General features: G+C 60.9%; 14 protein-coding genes. 3 read left to right on the plus strand and 11 right to left on the minus strand.

Annotation, left to right across the window (positions count from 1 at the left end; genetic code table 11):
• Window positions 1–26 precede the first annotated feature (26 nt).
• The 6 genes from ACLIRY_RS12450 to gcvA (ACLIRY_RS12475) all read right to left on the minus strand — a co-directional run bounded on the left by ACLIRY_RS12450 (window position 27) and on the right by gcvA (ACLIRY_RS12475) (window position 10,122).
• Entirely contained in the window at window positions 27–3,716 is a 3,690-nt protein-coding gene (locus ACLIRY_RS12450) for an AsmA family protein (RefSeq protein WP_413205712.1), read from the minus strand.
• A gap of 144 nt (window positions 3,717–3,860) precedes the next feature.
• A complete protein-coding gene (locus ACLIRY_RS12455) occupies window positions 3,861–4,502 on the minus strand; it encodes a histidine phosphatase family protein (RefSeq protein ID WP_413205713.1) in 642 nt (213 codons plus the stop codon).
• A 145-nt stretch (window positions 4,503–4,647) separates the two neighbouring features.
• Window positions 4,648–5,697 (minus strand): porin, encoded by a 1,050-nt coding sequence (locus ACLIRY_RS12460; RefSeq protein ID WP_413205714.1) that lies wholly within the window; start codon window positions 5,695–5,697, stop codon window positions 4,648–4,650.
• A gap of 217 nt (window positions 5,698–5,914) precedes the next feature.
• Window positions 5,915–8,038 carry a sulfotransferase gene (locus ACLIRY_RS12465; RefSeq protein ID WP_413205715.1) on the minus strand — a complete coding sequence of 708 codons (2,124 nt, stop codon included), beginning with the start codon at window positions 8,036–8,038 and terminating at the stop codon, window positions 5,915–5,917.
• Window positions 8,039–8,242: 204 nt separating this feature from the next.
• Window positions 8,243–9,172 (minus strand): transcriptional regulator GcvA, encoded by a 930-nt coding sequence (gcvA, locus tag ACLIRY_RS12470; RefSeq protein WP_413205716.1) that lies wholly within the window; start codon window positions 9,170–9,172, stop codon window positions 8,243–8,245.
• A complete protein-coding gene (gene gcvA, locus ACLIRY_RS12475; protein ID WP_413205717.1) occupies window positions 9,169–10,122 on the minus strand; it encodes a transcriptional regulator GcvA in 954 nt (317 codons plus the stop codon). Before gcvA (ACLIRY_RS12475) ends, gcvA (ACLIRY_RS12470) begins: the two co-directional genes overlap by 4 nt.
• 199 nt (window positions 10,123–10,321) lie before the next feature.
• Here gcvA (ACLIRY_RS12475) and ACLIRY_RS12480 point away from each other — a divergent pair, with 199 nt between their 5' ends.
• From ACLIRY_RS12480 to ACLIRY_RS12490, 3 genes are all read left to right on the plus strand, one after another.
• Window positions 10,322–10,600 (plus strand): DUF1127 domain-containing protein, encoded by a 279-nt coding sequence (locus ACLIRY_RS12480; RefSeq protein WP_413205718.1) that lies wholly within the window; start codon window positions 10,322–10,324, stop codon window positions 10,598–10,600.
• Between the two features lie 239 nt (window positions 10,601–10,839).
• On the plus strand, window positions 10,840–11,472 hold the full coding sequence (locus tag ACLIRY_RS12485) for a glutathione S-transferase family protein (protein ID WP_413205719.1): 633 nt from the start codon (window positions 10,840–10,842) through the stop codon (window positions 11,470–11,472).
• Window positions 11,473–12,077: 605 nt separating this feature from the next.
• Window positions 12,078–12,821, plus strand: a complete 744-nt coding sequence (locus tag ACLIRY_RS12490; protein WP_413205720.1) for a hypothetical protein — start codon at window positions 12,078–12,080, stop codon at window positions 12,819–12,821.
• A 314-nt stretch (window positions 12,822–13,135) separates the two neighbouring features.
• Here the strand turns inward: ACLIRY_RS12490 and ACLIRY_RS12495 are convergent, their stop codons facing one another.
• From ACLIRY_RS12495 to ACLIRY_RS12515, 5 genes are all read right to left on the minus strand, one after another.
• Window positions 13,136–13,681, minus strand: a complete 546-nt coding sequence (locus ACLIRY_RS12495; RefSeq protein ID WP_413205721.1) for a transposase — start codon at window positions 13,679–13,681, stop codon at window positions 13,136–13,138.
• A gap of 165 nt (window positions 13,682–13,846) precedes the next feature.
• The gene (locus tag ACLIRY_RS12500; protein ID WP_413205722.1) at window positions 13,847–15,091 is read right to left on the minus strand and encodes a RhtX/FptX family siderophore transporter; all 1,245 of its coding nucleotides are present in this window, start codon (window positions 15,089–15,091) and stop codon (window positions 13,847–13,849) included.
• The gene (locus tag ACLIRY_RS12505; RefSeq protein ID WP_413205723.1) at window positions 15,084–16,631 is read right to left on the minus strand and encodes a PepSY-associated TM helix domain-containing protein; all 1,548 of its coding nucleotides are present in this window, start codon (window positions 16,629–16,631) and stop codon (window positions 15,084–15,086) included. Before ACLIRY_RS12505 ends, ACLIRY_RS12500 begins: the two co-directional genes overlap by 8 nt.
• Window positions 16,632–16,931: a hypothetical protein gene (locus tag ACLIRY_RS12510; RefSeq protein WP_413205724.1), complete on the minus strand. Its 300-nt coding sequence runs from the start codon at window positions 16,929–16,931 to the stop codon at window positions 16,632–16,634.
• Window positions 16,931–19,156 (minus strand): TonB-dependent siderophore receptor, encoded by a 2,226-nt coding sequence (locus ACLIRY_RS12515; protein WP_413205725.1) that lies wholly within the window; start codon window positions 19,154–19,156, stop codon window positions 16,931–16,933. Before ACLIRY_RS12515 ends, ACLIRY_RS12510 begins: the two co-directional genes overlap by 1 nt.
• Between the last annotated feature and the right edge of the window lie 14 nt (window positions 19,157–19,170).

Consider the following 19,170-nt stretch of genomic DNA (forward strand, 5'->3'; position numbering starts at 1 on the left):
GACCCGTTTCCCTCGAAGCATATGATCTAGCCTCCGAAACCCTTGAGGAGCCCGCGAATCAGTTGATCTGCGGGCTTTTCCTTGGGCTTTTGAGGCGCGTCACCCGCTGTGGATGTCCCATCCGCCCCTTCTGCGGAAGGAGTCTCCGGCTGGCCGGATCCTCCCCCGAGAACCCCATTGAGCAAAGACCCCGCCCCCGGCAAAACCTTGTCGAGAGCCTTGCCCGCACCGGGCGCAACCTGATCCAGGACCGCCCCCCCGGCGCCCCCTCCAACACCGGCACCAGACAGACTGGCCGTGGCCACCTTGATCACCGGGTTATCCATATTTCCCTTCAGGCTAAAGGGAATCTTGTCGGGTAGTTTGATGGCCTTGCCGAGCAGATTGCTCAAAGCCGATTGGGCAATTTCGGCGCTGCCATCGGCGTCGATGGTCCAATTCGCCAAGTCAACCTTGCCCGAAATCGCCCCTTGGTATAGCTGAGAAATCAGCGAGAAGGGAGAGAAGGAAACCACGCCATCGGCGATCTCAAAAGTCCCTTTCAGATCGGCCAGTCCCCCATTCTTCATCCCCAAACTGGTCGCATCATTGAGCAGACCGACCAGCTCCAATATCCCCCCAAGCCCCTGTCCCTTGAGGCTTCCCGCCCGCAGATCCACGCCTTTCAGGTCGATGCCACCATTCCCCGCCAATGCCCGCACGATATCGAGCAGGGTTGCTCCCTGGGATTTGGCGGCCAGGGACAGATCCCCTACCCCCTGCGCGCCCGCAGCCCCCCCGAACAGGCTCAAATACTGAGCCACCTGCAAGTCCTTCAGATTCAAATCCAGGTCATAGGTCGGTGCGGCGCCTCCGACCACCCTCCCTTTACCGGCTAAGGCACCGCCGAACATCTGCCCATTCAACCGCGATAGATCCAGAACGCCTTCACGGGCCACAGCCTTGATATCGGCATTCTGCAAGCTCCAACCGTCGTGGGTCAGGCTATCGGCTTTCAGCGTCACATCGGCGTCGAGTGCATCCAAGACAGACAGATCAATCGGATCGGAACTCCAGGGGGCTGAAGCCAGTTCTGTCTCCAGTCGGCGCCGCTCGATCCCATTGGGCGCCAGGACCACGGCAGCAGCCCGCTGGAACAATTCACTCGGCCCCGGTCGAAGGCCTCTTCCCCGGGCCGCAGCTTCACGGATCGGGAGCCTCCTTTCGTCTCTTAGGGAGGCTGCCTGTTCGGCGGGCAGGTAATCATCCAGGACCAAATTCCCCAGATCCAGATCCGCCACGACCTTGGGAACGCCCAACCCCGGTGTCACCGTGACCGTCCCGCCAAGGGCTGTCTTGCCCAGGGTCCCTCCCAGGTTCGACAGGGTCATCTGATCCAGGCCACCGCTCACATGGGCGACGACATCCACGGGTCCGGGATTGCCCTTCGGCCTATAATCCGGTTTGACCAAACGGACCAGGGTCACAAAATCGGGATGGCGCAGTGCCGTGTCCAGGTCCACCTTCGGCAGTCCCGAAACGGCACCGTCCACCGAACCCTTCGCTTGGATATCCGCTTGGGCAGCAATCACACGGCTATCGATGGTCAAGGCATTGGGGGTTCCCGCCAGCGTCCCCAGAAGAGCAACCGAGCCCAATTGCTCCGCAGGGATAGGCAGAGTCAGCTGAAGCGCCCGCGCCACACGTCCAGGATCGGCCATCCGCAAGTCATAAGAGAAATCCCTGAGGTCTGGGACACCGCCGAACCCAGTCACACCGCCCGATACGGATGCGCGCAAACCGCCGAAGCCTTGCCCAAGCCCCCCTTCGCTAATTGTCAGAAGGCCATTGACCAAGGTCCCCTTGGCGGCAATCCCGGTATACTCCTCGCCTTTCAGGGTCAGGCGATCGACGGCCAGATCAAAACTCGCATCGAAGCCATTCAAGGCCTCAAGCCCCTCAAAGAGGGCGGGTTCCCCGGCGGGTGCCTTGGCAGTTGGATCCACGGCCCCATCGGCGGCCCCGGCCCCGGTTCCAACCCCGGTGGACGCGGTCTTTTGGGGAAGGTAGGCATCCAGACTCAGCGAGCCCACCCGCAGGGTTGCGCCGATTCCAAGCCGGTCGCCGGGGCGCAGGGTAAAAGCCCCTTTCACATGGGTTGTATCCAGCGTCACATCGACGCCGGTCACCTTTACCAGCGCCGCCGAACCAGACAGATTTGCCTGCGCTTTCAGAGCCCGCAAACGATCTCCCGGCACCCCCCCCACGTCGACCTTCAGCCAATCCAAAAGCGCCCGGAGATCACCGGAATTGGCGTTGACCGTCATATCCAGAGCAGGACCGGTCTCGCCGTTGCGCAGGAAACCGAAGGCGGAAAGATCCGATGCACCGGGTAGTCGGGAGGACAACTCATTAATGGTCAGCTCCCCCCCGGACAGGCTGGCATTCACACGTAAATCCCGGAGAGCAGAGCCGTTGAAGGTGGCAGCATCTGCGGACAGGTCCAAGGACATATCCACACCGCTCGGCAGGGTAAAAGCGGCCATTCCGCCATTTGGAGCCGAATCCGCGGCCGCCTGGGCATGGGCCGGTGAAATCAGGAGGCCCTGGAGAGAGGCCTTCCGAATCAGCGGCTCAGTTGGATGGACCGAAGGAGGGGCCAAGGAGGCCTGGACCCATCCATCCAAGTCAATCCGGGTAAAAGCGAGGGACAGATCCAACCGGGGAACAGCGCCCAAATCCAGGGTCGCAGCTCCCGTCGCTTCCGTACCTGCTCCTGTGACGATCAGATCCCGCAAGGATCCGCTGGAGGGAGACGCCTGAAGCTTTCCCTTGAGGGACATGGGACGGGCCAATGGACCGGTGGGAGGGGCGATGGTGCCCAAGGCCGGTTCCAGGGAGGCGACCAAGCCAGCGGGGTCATCAACGGTCACCGCCAGCTCCCCCCGTAGGACAGGCAGGCTGAACAGGTCCGAAAGCAAGCCGTTGAACTCGATGGCGGCGGGGGCCTGCTCCCCCTCTCCCTGGGACAGACGCAGAGCCAGTGAACTTGCCTTCTCCCGCGAGATCGCCCCCATCGCGGCTTGAAGCGACAGGGGGACACCTCGGGGTGACAAACGTCCCCGAGCGGTAAAGGGCCCCGATAGACTATCCGCCGTCAGGACCAGATTGATGGCCCTCACATCCTCCGACTGACCGGACTGGGAATCGCGATAGCGCAGGGTTCCGTCAACAATATTGACCTCGTCCACGGAAATGGACAAGCCCCCGCCAGGGCCCTGATCCTCGGACGGGCGGTCACCCGCCTTGGGGGGCAAGGTCCCTTCCGCTTCCCCTTGACCGGAGGCTCCCGCTGTCATTTCCCAGTTGGCCCGCCCATCGGCGAGTCGTTCCAAGAGAATATTCGGCGAGATAATATCGACGGAAGTGACGACCAGATTGCCACGCAGCAGGGGAGCGATGGCCACATTGACCCGCACGGCCTTGATCTGGGCCATGACAGGTTCGGATCCACCCTCCATATTGGCCAGTGTCACCCCATCGGCAGCCAGGGCCGGCGTCGGCAGAACCGAAAGGGACAGGTCCCCCTCGATGGTGAGGGCCCGCCCCGTAGCCGCTTGGACCTGAGCGGTCAATTGGTCACGGTATTGGTTCCAATCGATGAAGGAGGGCACGATCAGCACCGCCGCCACCAAAATCACCAGGGATAGACCCAATCCGATCAAAAAATTCCGCATGCCATCGGTCTCCGGGGTTCGGACTCAAACTGATTGAAGGGCGGCCTTGGCGTCCCTCATCCGGGGCGCGCCCTGCCATAGGGGGAGGGAACCAAGCGACATCCTACAACAGCTCGCGGACCGGGACCATCCCAAGGCATGCCCTCATCGCCTTTGCGCATATGGCGTTTCTGTCCAATGGGTTCCACTCCGGTCTGGGGGCTCCAGTCGGATGGGTACACCATTGGCGACACGCTCCGCCCTTGCGGATAAACCCAATCGATGGCGAATGACACGCATCACACCGGAATGGGCTACGATCAAGGGGAGTCCAGGGTATGGCTCTAAGCCCTCCAAGGTAGTCCAAACCCGGGTTCCAAAATCGTCCCAGGTTTCTCCCCCCTCGGGGTCAATATACATATGGGGTCTTTCCGCAAGGGGCCGCCCCTCCAAAGCCCCCCAATTGCGTTCTTTCAGCCCATCCACCGCATGGACCGGCATGTCCAGGACCTTGGCAATGGGGGCTGCCGTATCCCAGGCGCGTTGGAGAGGACTGGAAAAGATCGCGGTCAGGGGCAAGTCCTTCAGGATTTCAGCGGCACGGCGGGCCTGTTCGCACCCGAGATCAGTCAACTCTGGATCCCGCCATCCAGCGATGACACCAGCCCGATTGGTGGTGCTTTCCCCATGGCGGAGAAACAAAAAAGGCCGCTGAAACAGGGACCCGACAGGGCCAAAGGAAGAGTTGAGGGTCATGGGAAGGGCACCAATCCACTGAATCACCCAAGCAAGGTAACCGCCCAGCATGGAGATGACACCCCTTTTTGACAAGACGGGCGGTCCCATTCCCCATTCCCCGAAAAGAGATGTGTCTTCACGGATAGGCCAAACGGAAAAGGGGCGGCCCGAAGGCCACCCCTTACCCTGATCCAATCGTCCGAAGACGGTTGAATTAGAAGGCCAGAACAACACCGGCAACGGCGCCGACGCCATCACGTGTGTCGTTGTTTCCGGCGGCCTTTTCGCCATCCATGGTGGCGTAGAACACGTTGCCCACCAGGCTGATACCGGGGCCCATGTTGTAGGAACCACCCACCATGTAGGAAGCCTCGTGGCCAACGCCGGTAGCGCCGCCATCCTGCTGCGCGCCATCGTTCTGACCGTAGGTGAACCCAACGGCGTAGGGGCCAACGGCGTAGGACAGACCGGCATCCCACACGTAGGTCTCGCTCGTGTCGTCACCAGCAATACCCATGAAGGAACCACCGACAGTGAACCCAGCGTAGGACAGGTTCAAGCCGGACCGGATGCCCCAAGCGTTCTGGGAGGTATCGATGCGGGAACCAACATCAGCGTCGATGCCAACGCCGGAGAACTCGTTGGAATACCCGACGCTCATGAAGACATGATCACGACCTCTGCCACGGCCCGGGACCAGGGCGCCACCGGGGTTCGGGGTGTAGGACACCGCACCGGTGAAGCCGTAGAAGGACGGCGTGAAGTAGGACACGGTGGCATCATCGGAGGACCAGGTGGTGTCGCCGCCGGCGAAGGTACCGCCGTTCACCGGAGCACCCAACCAGGTGTAGGTGTCGTTGATGCTGACATAACCCACGGTCGGGGCGGTCACGGCCAGCTGGGAAGCAGCGTCTTCCTTCTGACCGGCCTGGATACGACCGAAGGAACCGGACAGCTCAACGTACTGCTCGTCGGCGTTGATGGTGCTGTTGGTCTGGGCTTCCAGCTGGATGACGGCCTTCACGGTGATGCCGTTGTCCAGGGTGGTCATGCCGTTCACGTAGACTTCGGTGTCGGTGTTGATGCCCATGCCGTCTTCACGACCGCCATCACCGAAGCTACCAACGCCACCGAAGTACTGCTCCATCTTACCACCGATGGACAGCTGCAGGTTGTCCTTGGAGGTCACGTCGCCAGCGAAAGCGGTGCTGGAGATCAGGCCCGCTGCCACCAGGGTGGTGGTTCCGAACAGAACCTTTTTCATATGCTTATTCCTTTATTAACGAGTTTCTCTCGCGGCGTGAACACCGCTGTGGGCTCAAGACAGGTAGGAATTAGCCACTATTCCTGCTGCGGGTCAATCGGCCCCGAAAGGGGAGCGTGACATTCGCCAGACACTGTGGCGTAAAAAACACACATCCGATCCCGGAGCACCGACAGCCCCTTCTCCCCCCCCTCAGGCAAAGAGTGGGGAGAAGGCATCACGAAGCCTCCCCCAGTCCCCGTTTCAGCGGCGCCAAATGGGCGTCATAGCGTTTCCAGCGGGCCAGGGAATCCGTGTAAATGGGTTGACGCACCTGCCACCGGCTGACGGTTGCGACGGCCCCTTTGCTTTCATGGAACCCCAGGACCGCGTCGTCCCAGTCCAGGCCCAAGGCGGAAATCAAAGCACGACTCTCCCCCTCCTGATCTCCGACGAGGGTGGCGTAATCCACCTCCACCAGGGGCTTGGGCAGCACGGCCCGCCAATGGTCCATCAGGGTCAAATAGGAGCGCGCGTATCGCCCCAGAATTTCGAGGTCATTTTTGTAGGCATGCCCCCGGGAGAAGTTTTGAAAGAAGATGGATACACAGGTATCCATGACGTCCCGGGAACAATGAACAATTCGGCCATGGGGAAACAGCAGGGTGAACAACCCCAAACGCAGGAAATTTTGCGGCATTTTATCCACGACGCGGCTGGCCCGGCCATCAACCCGCGTCAATTCGGCCTTATAGCTGTCCACAAAGTCCCGTACCATCTCGCGCGTGATGTCTGGCACGCAATTGGGATAGGGCGTCTTGCCCGTTGGGTCGACGATCCAACGCAGGGATTTCTCGAGACGCCCGAAGTGAAGGAGTTCTCCCGCGCCGGCCGCTTTGGGGTGACTGGCGATAATCCGTTCGGTCAAAGTGGTCCCTGATCGGGGCAAACCAACGACCAGGACCGGAACTTCGGTTGGATCTCCCAAGTCCGCCTGTGCGTCCCAATAGCCCCTTTGAAACAGCCGACAGAGGGCATCCACCAGGGCCTCATGCCGGTCAATGTCAAAGGAGCACTCCATCTTTTGCAAATGGTTCGCCTTCGCATAGGCGTCAAAGGCTCGATCCCACTGTTTGCGATCATCCCAAACCTTACCCGCCGCATAGGCCAAGTCCGAGGTGAGCCGCCCGTCCTCCAAACGGACCCCATAGGCGGCGAGGATCCGGTCCCCCGAGGCGTTCCCGTCCCGCATTTTGCCTGTTGATGCGAGGGAATAGGCAATCACATCTTCCGCTGGCCGTTGATCCCAGGCTTTCAGGTACAGCGGGGTGGCGGATTCGAAATCTCCGTCTCGTGCGACGATATCGGCCAGTGACCGGAGGATCTCTGGATGCTCGCCGAATTGCTCCATCCAGGACCGCGCGGCGTCCTCTGCCTCGGTCACCTGACCGGTATTCAACAGCAAGCGGATCAAGTTCTTGCGAAATCCAACGTTTTCCGGCGCCAGGGTGGTGGCCTGCCTCGCCAAGGCCTCGGACCGGCCAACGTCCCCCTCCAGCATCATGAACAATCCCGCGTCATTGGCGACCCCCGCATCACGGGGGTAGCGCGCGACCGCCTTTTCCCATGCGTCCCGCGCCTGCGGATAATCCTCCAGTGCATCCAATATTTTGGGTATCAGCGTCATGGCAGGATAGAAGCTTGAATCGCAGTCCAAAGCCTTCTGGCATTCTGCCTTGGCGTCCATCATCCGCCCCGCAGTGAACAGCGACAGTGCAAGGTTGAAACGCGCCAATGGCCAACGCGGCTGAAGGGACACCGTCTTTCGAAAGTGTTTGATTGCGTCATCGACATCCCCGAGGGCAATCAAGGTACTTCCAAGATTCAAATGGGCTTCGGCATAGTCTTTCCGCGCCTTGACCGCTTTACGAAACCATTCGACTGCGGCTTCCGGGTTGCCCTCTTCCTGTTCAACCAGACCGGACAGAAGAAAGGCCTCCGGATATCGGGGTTTCAGGCTAAGGGCCCGCGCCACAGCCGTGCGGGCCTGACCGAAATCACGGACTGTCATCCGATTACTGGCAAGGAACAGAAACGCCTGGGCATTGCGGGGATCGAGTTCCGTGGCCTTGGTCAGCAGAGCTGCGGCCATGGCATGGTTGCCACTGCGCCCCACAATATCGGCCAAGGCAAGATAGGGTTCAACCAGAGTGGGTCGGGCCGCCATGATCTGGCGAAAAAGCATTTCCGCTTCACGGAGTTTTCCTTGCCCATGGAACGCACGGGCTTGAACCAACTGGGCTTCGGACCCTTGAACAGGTTGCGTGACGCTGGGCGGGCCGGGCTTGGGCCAACGGGGCATGACAGTCGAGTTCCTTGGCATGATTTCTGTGAGGAGACCATATTCGGCGCCCGGAACCCTGTCCGTCAACTCACTCCGCACCCCTAAAGTATTCCGAGATCACGTTGGCTCGGGAAGCGGCCCGACTTGATCTCGAAATACTCTAAACCTTATAGAATCAACGGAAAACGGGGCCAGCTTGAGTCAAGCAGATCCCGTTTCCCCCTAGGACCCCTCCCCGCTGTCCTCCTCCACCCCTCCCGCAACACGCAGCCAGTCGACGAAGGCCGCCACCCGTGGGTTTTCCAGGTTGGCCGAGGGCATGACGGCGAAATAGGAGAAATCCGCAGGTCGGGTCAAACCGGCGAAGGGACGGACCAGACGTCCGCTTCTCAGGTCGGATTCCACCAGAGCCGCCCGACCGATAGCCACTCCCGCCCCGGCCAAACAGGCGGCATACATGGCCGAGCCCTCGGTGAAACCCAAACCGCTTTCGGGATCCACGTCTTCCACTCCGGCCACCACCAGCCAATTGCTCCAATAGAGCCAAGCCTCGCCCGACAGGACATCCACGTTTCGCAAGATCGTGTGGTACCGCAAATCCGCCAGCGTCCGCAGGGGGCGCTCCCCATTGAGCAGAGTGGGCGCGCAAACGGGGAAGATCTCCTCCGACAGGATCCGAATCGACCGCAGCCCCGGATAGATCCCCCGGCCATAGCGGATGGCCATATCCACCTCCCCCTGACCGAAGCTGACCAGCCCGGGATCGGACACCAGACTCAACCCCACTTCCGGGCAGAGAGCCTGGAAATCCACCAGCCGGGGGGCCAGCCAACCTGCGCAGAAGCTGGGCAGGACCGAAACTGTCAGCCGCCCGGCCAGCCCCCCTTCCCGCAGACGCTCCCCCGCCCGGGCGAGGCGATCGAACCCCCGGGTCAGGGCAGGAAGATAAGCCCGTCCCGCATCGGTCAGGTCGAGTCCCCGGGACAGACGGCGAAACAGGGGAACACCCAGGATATCCTCCAAGGCCTTGACCTGATGGCTCACCGCCGCCGGGGTCACCCCCATCTCAATGGCGGCTTTGGTGAATCCGCCATGGCGCGCCGCAGTCTCGAAAGCACGCAGGGCATTCAACGGAGGAAGACGGCGGCTCATAAGGGATCTTTTCCTTCCTTTTGCCCATCACGGGAAGAGCTGGGGGTGGACCCCATACCGGAGACAGACAGCACCCAGTCAAGGAAAGCCATGGCCTTCGGATTCTCCCGGGTTTTGGGGAGGAAAGCCGCCCAATAGGCATAATCAGCCGGGCGCGAGACCGTAAAGGGCCGAACCAGACGACCCGCGCGCAGATGCCCCCGAACCAAGGCCGACCGCCCGATTCCCACGCCCAGCCCTGCCACACAGGCGGAAATCATGGCGGTGGTATCGGTAAACCCATGGCCCCGGTCCAGGTCCGGCCCGTCAACCCCGGCCCAATCCAACCACGTGTTCCACTGATTCCACGGTTCGTCCGGCAGGGACGCCGGATCGTGCAACAGCACATGATGACGCAGATCCTCGAAGCCGCGCAACGGCAAGGCACCGGTCATCAGGGCTGGGGAGCAGATGGGAAAAACCTCCTCCTCCAGCACCCGCACCACCTCCAACCCCGGATAGACGCCCCGCCCATAGCGCAGGCCCATGTCCACGTCCTCCGTCTCGAAGTCCGTATTGCGGTTCTGGGAGAGGAGCTCCAGGCGAATCTCCGGATAGCGGGCATTGAAATCACCAATCCGAGGGGCGAGCCACCCGGCGCAAAAACTGGGCAGGACCGAGACCACCAACCGTCCCGCCAGATCTCCGCCCCGAAGGCAGTCCGCTGCCCGGGCCAGTTGGTCGAATCCCGCTGTCAACTCGGGCAGATAGGACCGGCCCGCCTCGGTCAACTCCAGCCCCCTGGGGAGCCGATGGAACAGGGGTTGACCGAGAAATTCCTCCAGCCCCTTGACCTGATGGCTCACAGCCGCCGGAGTCACATGCAACTCCTTGGCCGCGCCGGTGAATCCCCCGTGGCGGGCGGCCGCTTCGAAGGCGCGCAGGGCATTCAGGGGAGGCAGGCGGCGCACCACAAACTCTCCTTTATGTGACACGGGGAAGAAGGCCAAGATTTCCTAATCCATCCACCGAGAAAGCCTCGTTTGTCGAAAAAGGTCAAGGGGCGCATCTTCCCTTTGTCAGCGGATGCCACCGGGCACCAGACACCAACAAGCACCAGACACCACCGGGGATCGCCCCCGGGATCAAACCGAGACAGGAGATCACGCCATGACCTCACGGACGTGCGATATCGCTTCCGCGGATGCCGCGTCCGTCATCCGGACGGACGAGCGCCCCACTTCCCTAACCCTCCGCCTGACCACTTTGGTGGAGACCATCGTCGACAAAGCCTGGACCTTCATCGAGTACCGCCGCCAGTTGCGGCAACTTGCGGCCTTGGACGACCGGATGCTGCGTGACCTCGGCCTCAACCCCGGACAGGTCCATGGACTGGAGCGCCATTCGCCGGTCGATCTGATCCGCCACCCGGATATTTACGGGCGGTAATCAGAAAACCCACAGACTCAGGACCCATGGGCGTCACCCCCACTCCCCACCACCACTGACGCCCAACAGGGGGCGGGGTTCCAGAACGGAACCCCGCCCTTTTTGTGTGGGTTTGGAGCACGTCACGTGACATGCTCCAAACTCACAGGCAGCACACCTTGCCCGCTCGCCTTTTCTTCTTTGCCCCTCCGACAGTCTCCCCCACTCTCTTCCCTTCACTCGACATGGAGAGCGCCCCCATGATCCTTCATGACTTCCTGGAAAGCGGAAATGGCTACAAGGTTCGCCTGCTCCTTCATTGGCTCCAGCAACCCTTCACCCTGGTGGAGCACGATATCCTGAAGGGAGCGACCCGCACCCCGGAGTTCCTATCCAGCAAAAACCCCAATGGCCGCATCCCCGCCCTGGAGCTTGACGACGACCCGGTCTCCCCAGGACCGGTGCTGTGGGAAAGCAACGCCATCCTGAATTATCTGGCCGAGGGAACACCCTATCTGCCCACCGACCGACTGGCCCGGGCAAGGGTGCTGCAATGGCAGTTCTTCGAGCAATACAGCCACGAGCCCTACATCGCCGTGGCCCGCTTCATGCGCCATTTCCAGGACATGACACCGGAGCGAACAGCCCTGCTGGAGACCGAAAAGTTACCCAAGGGCTATGTCGCCCTGAACGTCATGGAAAAGCACCTGTCCCAGAATGACTGGTTCGTGGGCACCGGGCCGACCATCGCCGACATCTCGCTGTTCGCCTATACCCATGTCGCGCCGGAAGGGGGCTTCGACCTGACCCGCACCCCGGCCATCCTCTCCTGGATCGCCCGCATGGAGGCCCTCCCCCACCACGTCGCCATCACCAGCCGGGCGACTCCGTAAGACCAAGCTGTGATCCCTGCGACTCACCGCAGCTTGACCCTGGAGCAGACCGCAAGCCGTAGGCGTGACGATTCGCTTCAATGTCAGAGGCTTAGAGCGGAATGAGGAAAAGTGTGTGCGGTTTTCCGTCTCATTCCGCTCTAAATATATGATTTAGATCACGTTTATGAAATCAGGTCGGACAGACCTGATTTCATCGTGATCTAGAGCATGTCGCGTGAATCACATCACAGGACACGACAGTGTTTCGTCTTTTTTGGGCGATAGCCCAAACCCATTTGGGGGCGATGCCCCCAAACCCCCATTTTTCTTTTAAAAATAACAGCCTGGGATCTGGGGCCTTTCGGCCAGAAGATGCCTGGGATCTGGGGCCTTTCGGCCCCAGCGGGGCGGGGGGGGGACGAGGCAAAGCCCCGTGACGGAAAAGTACGGACTGTCGTGTACCGTGGAATCGCATTTCACGCGACATACTCTAAAGACGAAAATCGCCTGCAACGCGGGATGTTATACCGCTGCGTTCACTGTCGACGTTAACCGGTCGGCAACCCTGGAAGGGTAAACCGGGAGGGCTTCCGGATTGACCCGCAACAGGAGTTTCCCGACAGATGACCGCTCCCGATCCAAAACGGATATTGGACTCCCGTCTTCTCCAAGCCATGGAGGCAGAGGTTTTCCTGGGGGATGGGCAAACCGCCGATTCCCTGTCCGAATGGATGGTTCTCTGTGGGGATATTCCTGATTCGACGATCCTTTGCGATCTGCCCGTCCTGCTTGGCCACCTTTCCAGGGATGACCAGCGGACGGGCACACTCCGTACCATGGGATTGCTTCCCGATCAGGGGTCCCTGCCCCTGTTCTTCCAGGCCGTCGCGGCCCGGGTGTCCTCCTACGCCCGCGCGCTCGAGGACGAGGCCCGGGACTCGGGACTCCCCTCCCCCGCCCTGCTGCCCGCGCGCATCGCCCAGGAAGTCCGCGAAGCCCAGGAGGTCCGCCATCAGATGGATGTCCTGGCCGATGCGGCCCTCGCCGTGGAAGCGGAACGGGAGCGACTCGAGCGGGAGTTTTCATCCCTGGCCAACACCCTAAGAACCCTGGAGGCGGACGTGGCACAGAGCATTCGTACCTTTGCCCAGACCCGATTGACCAACCCACGCGCCTTGGCCGATCTGGCCCAAAGCATGGGCCTGGAGGAGGAAGCCAGGATGCTGCGCAGCATGCCCCCGCGCTTGCCCTTTACCCCCCCCGTCCCCAACCGCGCCAGCCGAGCCGGAGAGAACAACACTCCCTTACGCGTCTCCATGCCTCCCGTGGGGGACAGAAGCGGCGCGGAAATTCCGGTTCGCCATTAGATCACGATGGAATGAACTCTGATCGACCGAACTTCATAAACGTGTTCTAATACCAAGCGGCGCGGGTTGAAACCCACGCCGCTTTTCTTGCGTTCAAACGCCAGGCGGGCTTTTACGCGCCATAAGGCGCGGCGGCCACTTGGCCGCTTCCAAGGTGCGGTGAGGCAAACTCACCGCACCTGGGTATAAATCATATGGTTAGGGATGTTTTCCCGTCACGGGGCTTTGCCCCGTCCCCAACTGGGGCCGAAAGGCCCCAGACCCCGGGCATTAATTTATAAAAGAAAAATGGGGGTTTGGGGGCATCGCCCACACTACACGACTCTCCTTGATTTGAGGGCTTTGATGAGGGGAGCGGTTGCCGTGTTGTGATTGGTTCTCATGCGTCGTCTCAGTTCGTCGAGTCCGACGCGGAACCAGGACTTGGCGTAATATCCATGTGCTTTTCGGGGCGGTGCAGCGCGCACCATGATGTCGGATGCCGTGCGACAGGCCCAGGCGATGGCCAGGGTCACGATGGCCATCAGCAGGGACAACCTTGAGGAGATTGTCAGTCTGGTGTCCTCCAGGTTCAGACCGCGCGTTTTGGTGTCGCCGAACAAACATTCGATGGCCCATCGTTTCCGATAGAGCTTGAGCGGCCCAAGGCCGGGTTCGGTGCTGGCAATAATGATGATCCCCTCGCTTCCCCTGATCCGCTTGGCGGAAAAGTGAAGGTCCAGAGCGGGGTGTCCTTGCCGCTCGGGCAGCCGGGCTCGGATGCTCCTATGGGCAGTTTTTCCGCCCAGAGGAGAATCGATCTCACCATCCACCGCCACACTAAAATGCGCCCTGTCGTGTAGTGTGGGCCGCCGGGTCATGCTCAAAATCGCCTTCTCCGACCGACTCTCATACAGCCGCGAAGAGGGCTTTTCAAACCAAAAAATGTCCATATTATTCAGGACATTAGATTAATTATCACCCCCAAAAGGGGTGATGGCGGACAAGCACCTGTCCAAACCTCTGCCCTCTCCAGGCAGGTCTCGTCAAAGACCCGAAGCCACCGCAATCTCGGGCCGCTGTTCCCGACGCCTCAGACGCAGGGCAACAGACAACGCCAGAACAGCAAGCAGACAGCCCCCCAGAAAGGCGCCGCCGTATCCGAGCCGTGCGGTCAAGGCAACCAGCGAGGACGAAGCCAGCAACTCTCCAAGATCCCGGGTGCTCTGAACGGCGGTGATGTCGGTGCCCGCCTGATCGCCTTGACTGGCGACGCGCATCGCTTCAGTCAAAATCGCAACAGACGTAATACCGGTGGACAGGGAGCCAAGCACGATACAGGCCCAAACCAGCCCTTCGTTCAAGGGCACCCAGTGAACCGCCTGAACAAACCAAAGAAACCCCGATACACCCGCGAAGAAGACCCCGACCCCAAATCCCCGCCAGAGTCCAATCCTTTTGACAAGCCAGGCGCCGCCACCACACCCCAGAAAGATCGTGATCACACCGCCCGTGATGCCGAGCCGACCAATATCCTCAAGCGCCCATCCCGCATCGCTGAGATACAGCTTGGACAACCCGAAGCCGGACACAGCGGTCATCGCCGAAAGCAAGGCGAGCAGCAAGAGAGAGGGGGCCAGTGGGCGACGAATGAAACCCAACAAGCTGGCTCCTCCAGCGGACGAAACGCCGTGCCCGGCGCTTGGTTCATCCCGTGGCAACAGAACCACGAAGCCCAGGCTCAGCAAGGGAACACCAAGCAAGGTCAGGAAGGCGACGGTTTGCCCGAAGGTGCCGGCGAGCATCAAACTTCCCGCGCCGCCAGCGAAGAAGCCGATCATCACCCCCGCCACCTGGATCGCATTGACTTTGGTCAGCAAGTCCCCTTGAAAATGCTCGGCGGCCATGCCGTCTGTCGCGATATCCTGCGTGGCGCTGGCCAGGGAAGCCACCCCCATCAACCCGACCACCCATCCGACCGTATCCACGGTGATACCGACCAGGGCAAGACTCAGCAAGCAGAGCAGAACCAGCAGCTGCATCGGAAGGATCCAGCTGCGCCGCCGCCCCAGACGCGGGGTCCAATGGTTGTCGACCCAAGAGGCCCAAAGGAACTTGATCACCCAAGGCAACCCCACCAAGGGCAGGAAGGCAAGGGCCCGCAGGGATGCACCGTCATGCCTCAATAATGTCGGCAGGGCATCCATGGCGATCCCAATGGGAATCCCCTGGGACAGATACAACAGGGCCAGGGTAGCGACCAAACGACGATGGCGAAACAAATCAAGCATTCTGGTCTCCAATGCGACCGGGGATCGGATGAGGGGAGGAAGCCTTTCGCGCCACTCCGAGAAAGAAACGGAACAACACCGCGCCACAGGACAGCAGGGTCATGTCCACCGCCAAGGGGGGCCAAGCCCCGGCACCGAGCCATGCCTCGACATGCAAACCAACGGCGAGCAGACAAGCGCCGCCAGCCAGGCCGAGATACAGGGGGAAAAGGGACCATCGACGGGGAAGGCAGAGGGAGAGCAGCACCCCTGCACCCCAGACGCACCAGAACACCCATGCCAGCCCCCGATCCCCCGCCCCCCTCAAGGGCATCGCCTGCACGCTGAGCAACAACACGGCGGCGGCGGCGACCAAACCGCCGCAGACTCCTTCGACCAGACGCGGCAGGACAACCGCAGACCATGTCTTGGCCCTGTGACGGCGCAGGCCCCAAAGATGCAGACCACTGGCGCAGAGCAGACAGGCAAGCAGCCCCGCCGTGAGATGCACCCCCCGAAGCCAGGACGCCCAATCGCGTCCCAACCAGGAGTAATCGGCGAAATGGAGCGGCTGAACGGCGATGAAGGTCCGTGTCCAGGGCCCATGATCGGTCGCGCTCTTTTCCGCAATCAGGGCACCATCGGCGAACCGGTACACATGCGCTTCGAAATGCGACGTACTGAGGAGGCCCCGTTGAATCCCGCCGATCTCGACGGTCCCCGCCGCGTCGTCCCCATGGTTTATCGTCAAACGCTGGGCCGTGAACCCCGGAAACTGGCGCGCATCCGCCTTGAGAAGCCGATCCAGATCGACGTGGTGCTCCAGGGGGAGCCCCGAAGCCGGAGGAGGCGAAGGCCCGAGCAGATCGGTGAAAACCTGCTGGGGTTGCTCCGGGTAGGCGACCTGGGACAGCATCACGGTTCCCAGGGCACCGAGACCACTGAGCGCACCGGTCAGCGCGAACAGCATCAACCAGGGGAAGATCCAGCTTCCGATTACCCCATGCAGGTCAAAGACAACCGCCGCCGTCCTTCCAGGCCCTTCCCTTCGCCCCGGGCCTCCCCGGTTCCGTCGCCAGTGCCAGGGCGCACGCCACCGACGCCCGAGTAGCAGAAGCCCGCCCACGCAGAGAACAAACAGCGCAATACCGAACAGACTGATCAGGATCCGACCAGGAAAACCGATGAACGCGGTCTTATGCAGATCCTTGAGAAGGGCCAGGGATGGCCTGTCCAACAGGGGGTGGCCGGAGATCGGGTCAAGGGTCAGGCGGCAGGGTTGCCGACCTTCACAGATACGGAGTCCCCCCTGCCCCGAAGTCGGCAGAATCAGACTCACGTTATCCAGGGCGACGCCCCGATCCCGGGCCTTTTCCAATATCTCTTCGATGGACAGGGCCGTGCCCGTCCTATCCGGTAGCGGCGGCCTCGCCCAGACTTGCAGAGCCTCGACCCCCAGGCTCCAGCATCCGCTGAACAAGACCACGAACAGGATCACGCCGAACAAAGCGCCCGCACCGCCATGCAATTCCGCCAAAAGGCGCCGAACTGTCGGTTTCATTCAGCCTCCACTCCCCAGGGACACCGCAAAAAGCGACGTCAGCGGAATCAGGCAAACCGCGAGGCGCCCCAGCACATGCCGGAAATCGGGCGCCAAAAGGCTCGCCAGGAGCAGACCCAGGCCAACCACAACGCCAACAAAGAGTCCCGCGTAGACCCGCTCCAGGGGATCGCCCAGGGATTCCAACCCGGCCACCAGCCACGCGACCTGGACGGAAGCAACCAAGCTCCCCGTCAACGCCAGGGGTGCTCTCCACCCCCAGCGTCCGGTGGTCCGCCGACCACCTGTTCGCCTGCCCATTAAAAGGTGCCCCGGACACCAAACGTGAAGCTGCGCGGCTCATTGTACCGATTGCTCCAATTCGGACTGAACAGCTCCTGATAGTGCTTTTCATTGGAGATGTTTTTGACGTTTAGAGATGCGGTCAGGGACGGCAGAATGCGGTAGGCCAGCCGCAAATCGGCGGTGACAACAGGACCCTGTTTCATCTTGATACCGTTGGAGGTCTTGGAAATTCCGCTTTGGGCATTGACGCCCGCGCCAACGCTCCAGCGCTTTTCCTGCCAAGGCAGGGTGTAATTCGTCCAGAGCTTGAACATGTGATGGGGCGTCGTCGTCGAAAATTCCGCCCCCTCGTTGTCGGGATCCTCCAGATACTTCGTATCCGTGAAGGTATAGCCAGCGGAGACATCCCAGTCCGGCATCACCTTGCCGTTGACTTCCAGTTCCAGACCCTGACTCCGGACCTTTCCACCGTTCACATAATAGGTGGTCCGCCCGACACTCGGGTGGTCGGGGTCCTCCACCGCGCGATTGCTTTGCTCGATCCGGAACAGGGCGGCCGAAACATTCAAGCGGTTGGCCAAAAGGGCTCCCTTCACCCCCACCTCATAGCTCCTGCCTTCGACGGGATCCAGAACGCTCCCATCGTACGTCAGAGACGTTTGGGGCTGAAACACACTTGAATACCCCGCATAAGCCGACCAATCGTCCGCGAAATCCCAAATCAATCCAGCATAGGGAATCCACTGAAAACCGGTGCTGTAGGAGGACGTCAGCGTTTCCTGTTTCCAGCCGCTGAAGCGCGATCCCAGAACCAGGGTCACGGGCTCGATGATGTGGAAACGACCCATCGTATAGAGGCCCATTTCCGTTGTGTCGCTGTCACTTGTCGTATCGTAGCTGGCGATGGCGGGTTCGGCGACGCTGGACGGATCCCAGGTATAGACATTGACAGGCTGTGTAATGTTCGTTGCAAAGGTGCCGGTTTCGACCCGATGAAGGCGCCTGCTGTAATTGAGACCGACCAACGCGTCGTGAGTCTGGCCGAAGAGTTGGAACGGCCCAGTCGTATGCAAGTCAACGCTCCGGGACTCGTCTTCGAACTTATACGCGCCCCCCATCAACAGCGCCCCGTTTCCGGTGTCTGGGTCGACATTGGATCCGAAGACAGCGCCATATTTCAAATCAGAGTAGGATTTTTCATATTCCACACTCAACTTGGACTGCCACCCGCCCGCCCATTCATGCTCCAGCGAGCCGAAGGCGCGGAAGGTCTCCCAATCGAATTGGCTCCAGTCCGTATTCAAATAGGTTGACCGCGAGAGCCCAAGATCCGACCCGTCCCCAGCCATCGGGATGCCCGCGATATCGGGAACAGAATCCGTATTCTGATAGGACCCGCCGAACGTCAGCAGAGTGTCATCACTCAAATCAGCCTCGATCACGCCATAGGCCAAACCCGTTTTCTGTTCGCCCTCGTCGTAAGAAAACCCCTTGTTCTCGTAAACTCCCACGAACCGACCGCGCACCGCGCCATTTTCCAAAAGCGGCCCCCCAAGATCGGCTTGTCCGCGGTAGGTGCCCCAACTGCCCCCGCTCAGGTCGACACGGGATTGGAAGGTATCGCCGGGCTTCTTCCGCACGAGATTGACCGTCGCCGCCGGATTCCCCGACCCATGCAGCAAACCGTTCGACCCACGCAGAATCTCCGCCCGGTCATAGATCGCCATGTCCTGGGGCGAAGAAGCCTGACCGCCGATCCCCACCGGCGATCCGTCAACCTCGAAGGAATCGGCCTGAAACCCGCGAACATAATACTGCGTCGTCAATTGCTGATAGGGCTGCACGGTCACCCCCGTGGCCTGTTCCATGACGTCATTCAGATCCGTCAAGCCCTGTTGGTCCATCCGTTCGCGGTCGATCACGCTCACGGACTGGGGAATCTCCCGACTCTCAAGGGGCATTTTCGACAGTGTCGCCCCTCTCAGAGATTGATCCCCGTAGGAGTATTTATTTGCTGTTCCCTGCACGAGAACAGGTGAAAGCGTCTCCACGGCATCCTGGTCTGCGCCTAAGACCACTGCATTGGTGTCGCTCCCCGCGTTGGTGACCTCTGATGCGCCATCCTCGGCCGCCATGGCGAAGGACCCCGGCATCACCCCGCAGCCCACCATGAACAACCGAATGCAGGCGCCCTTTATGTTGATATTGAGAAGCTTTGCCTTTGGCATGTGCTTTATCACGTCACTTTCCCTCC

The organism is Rhodospirillum sp. A1_3_36, assembly GCF_047263945.1.
GTDB lineage: Bacteria > Pseudomonadota > Alphaproteobacteria > Rhodospirillales > Rhodospirillaceae > Rhodospirillum.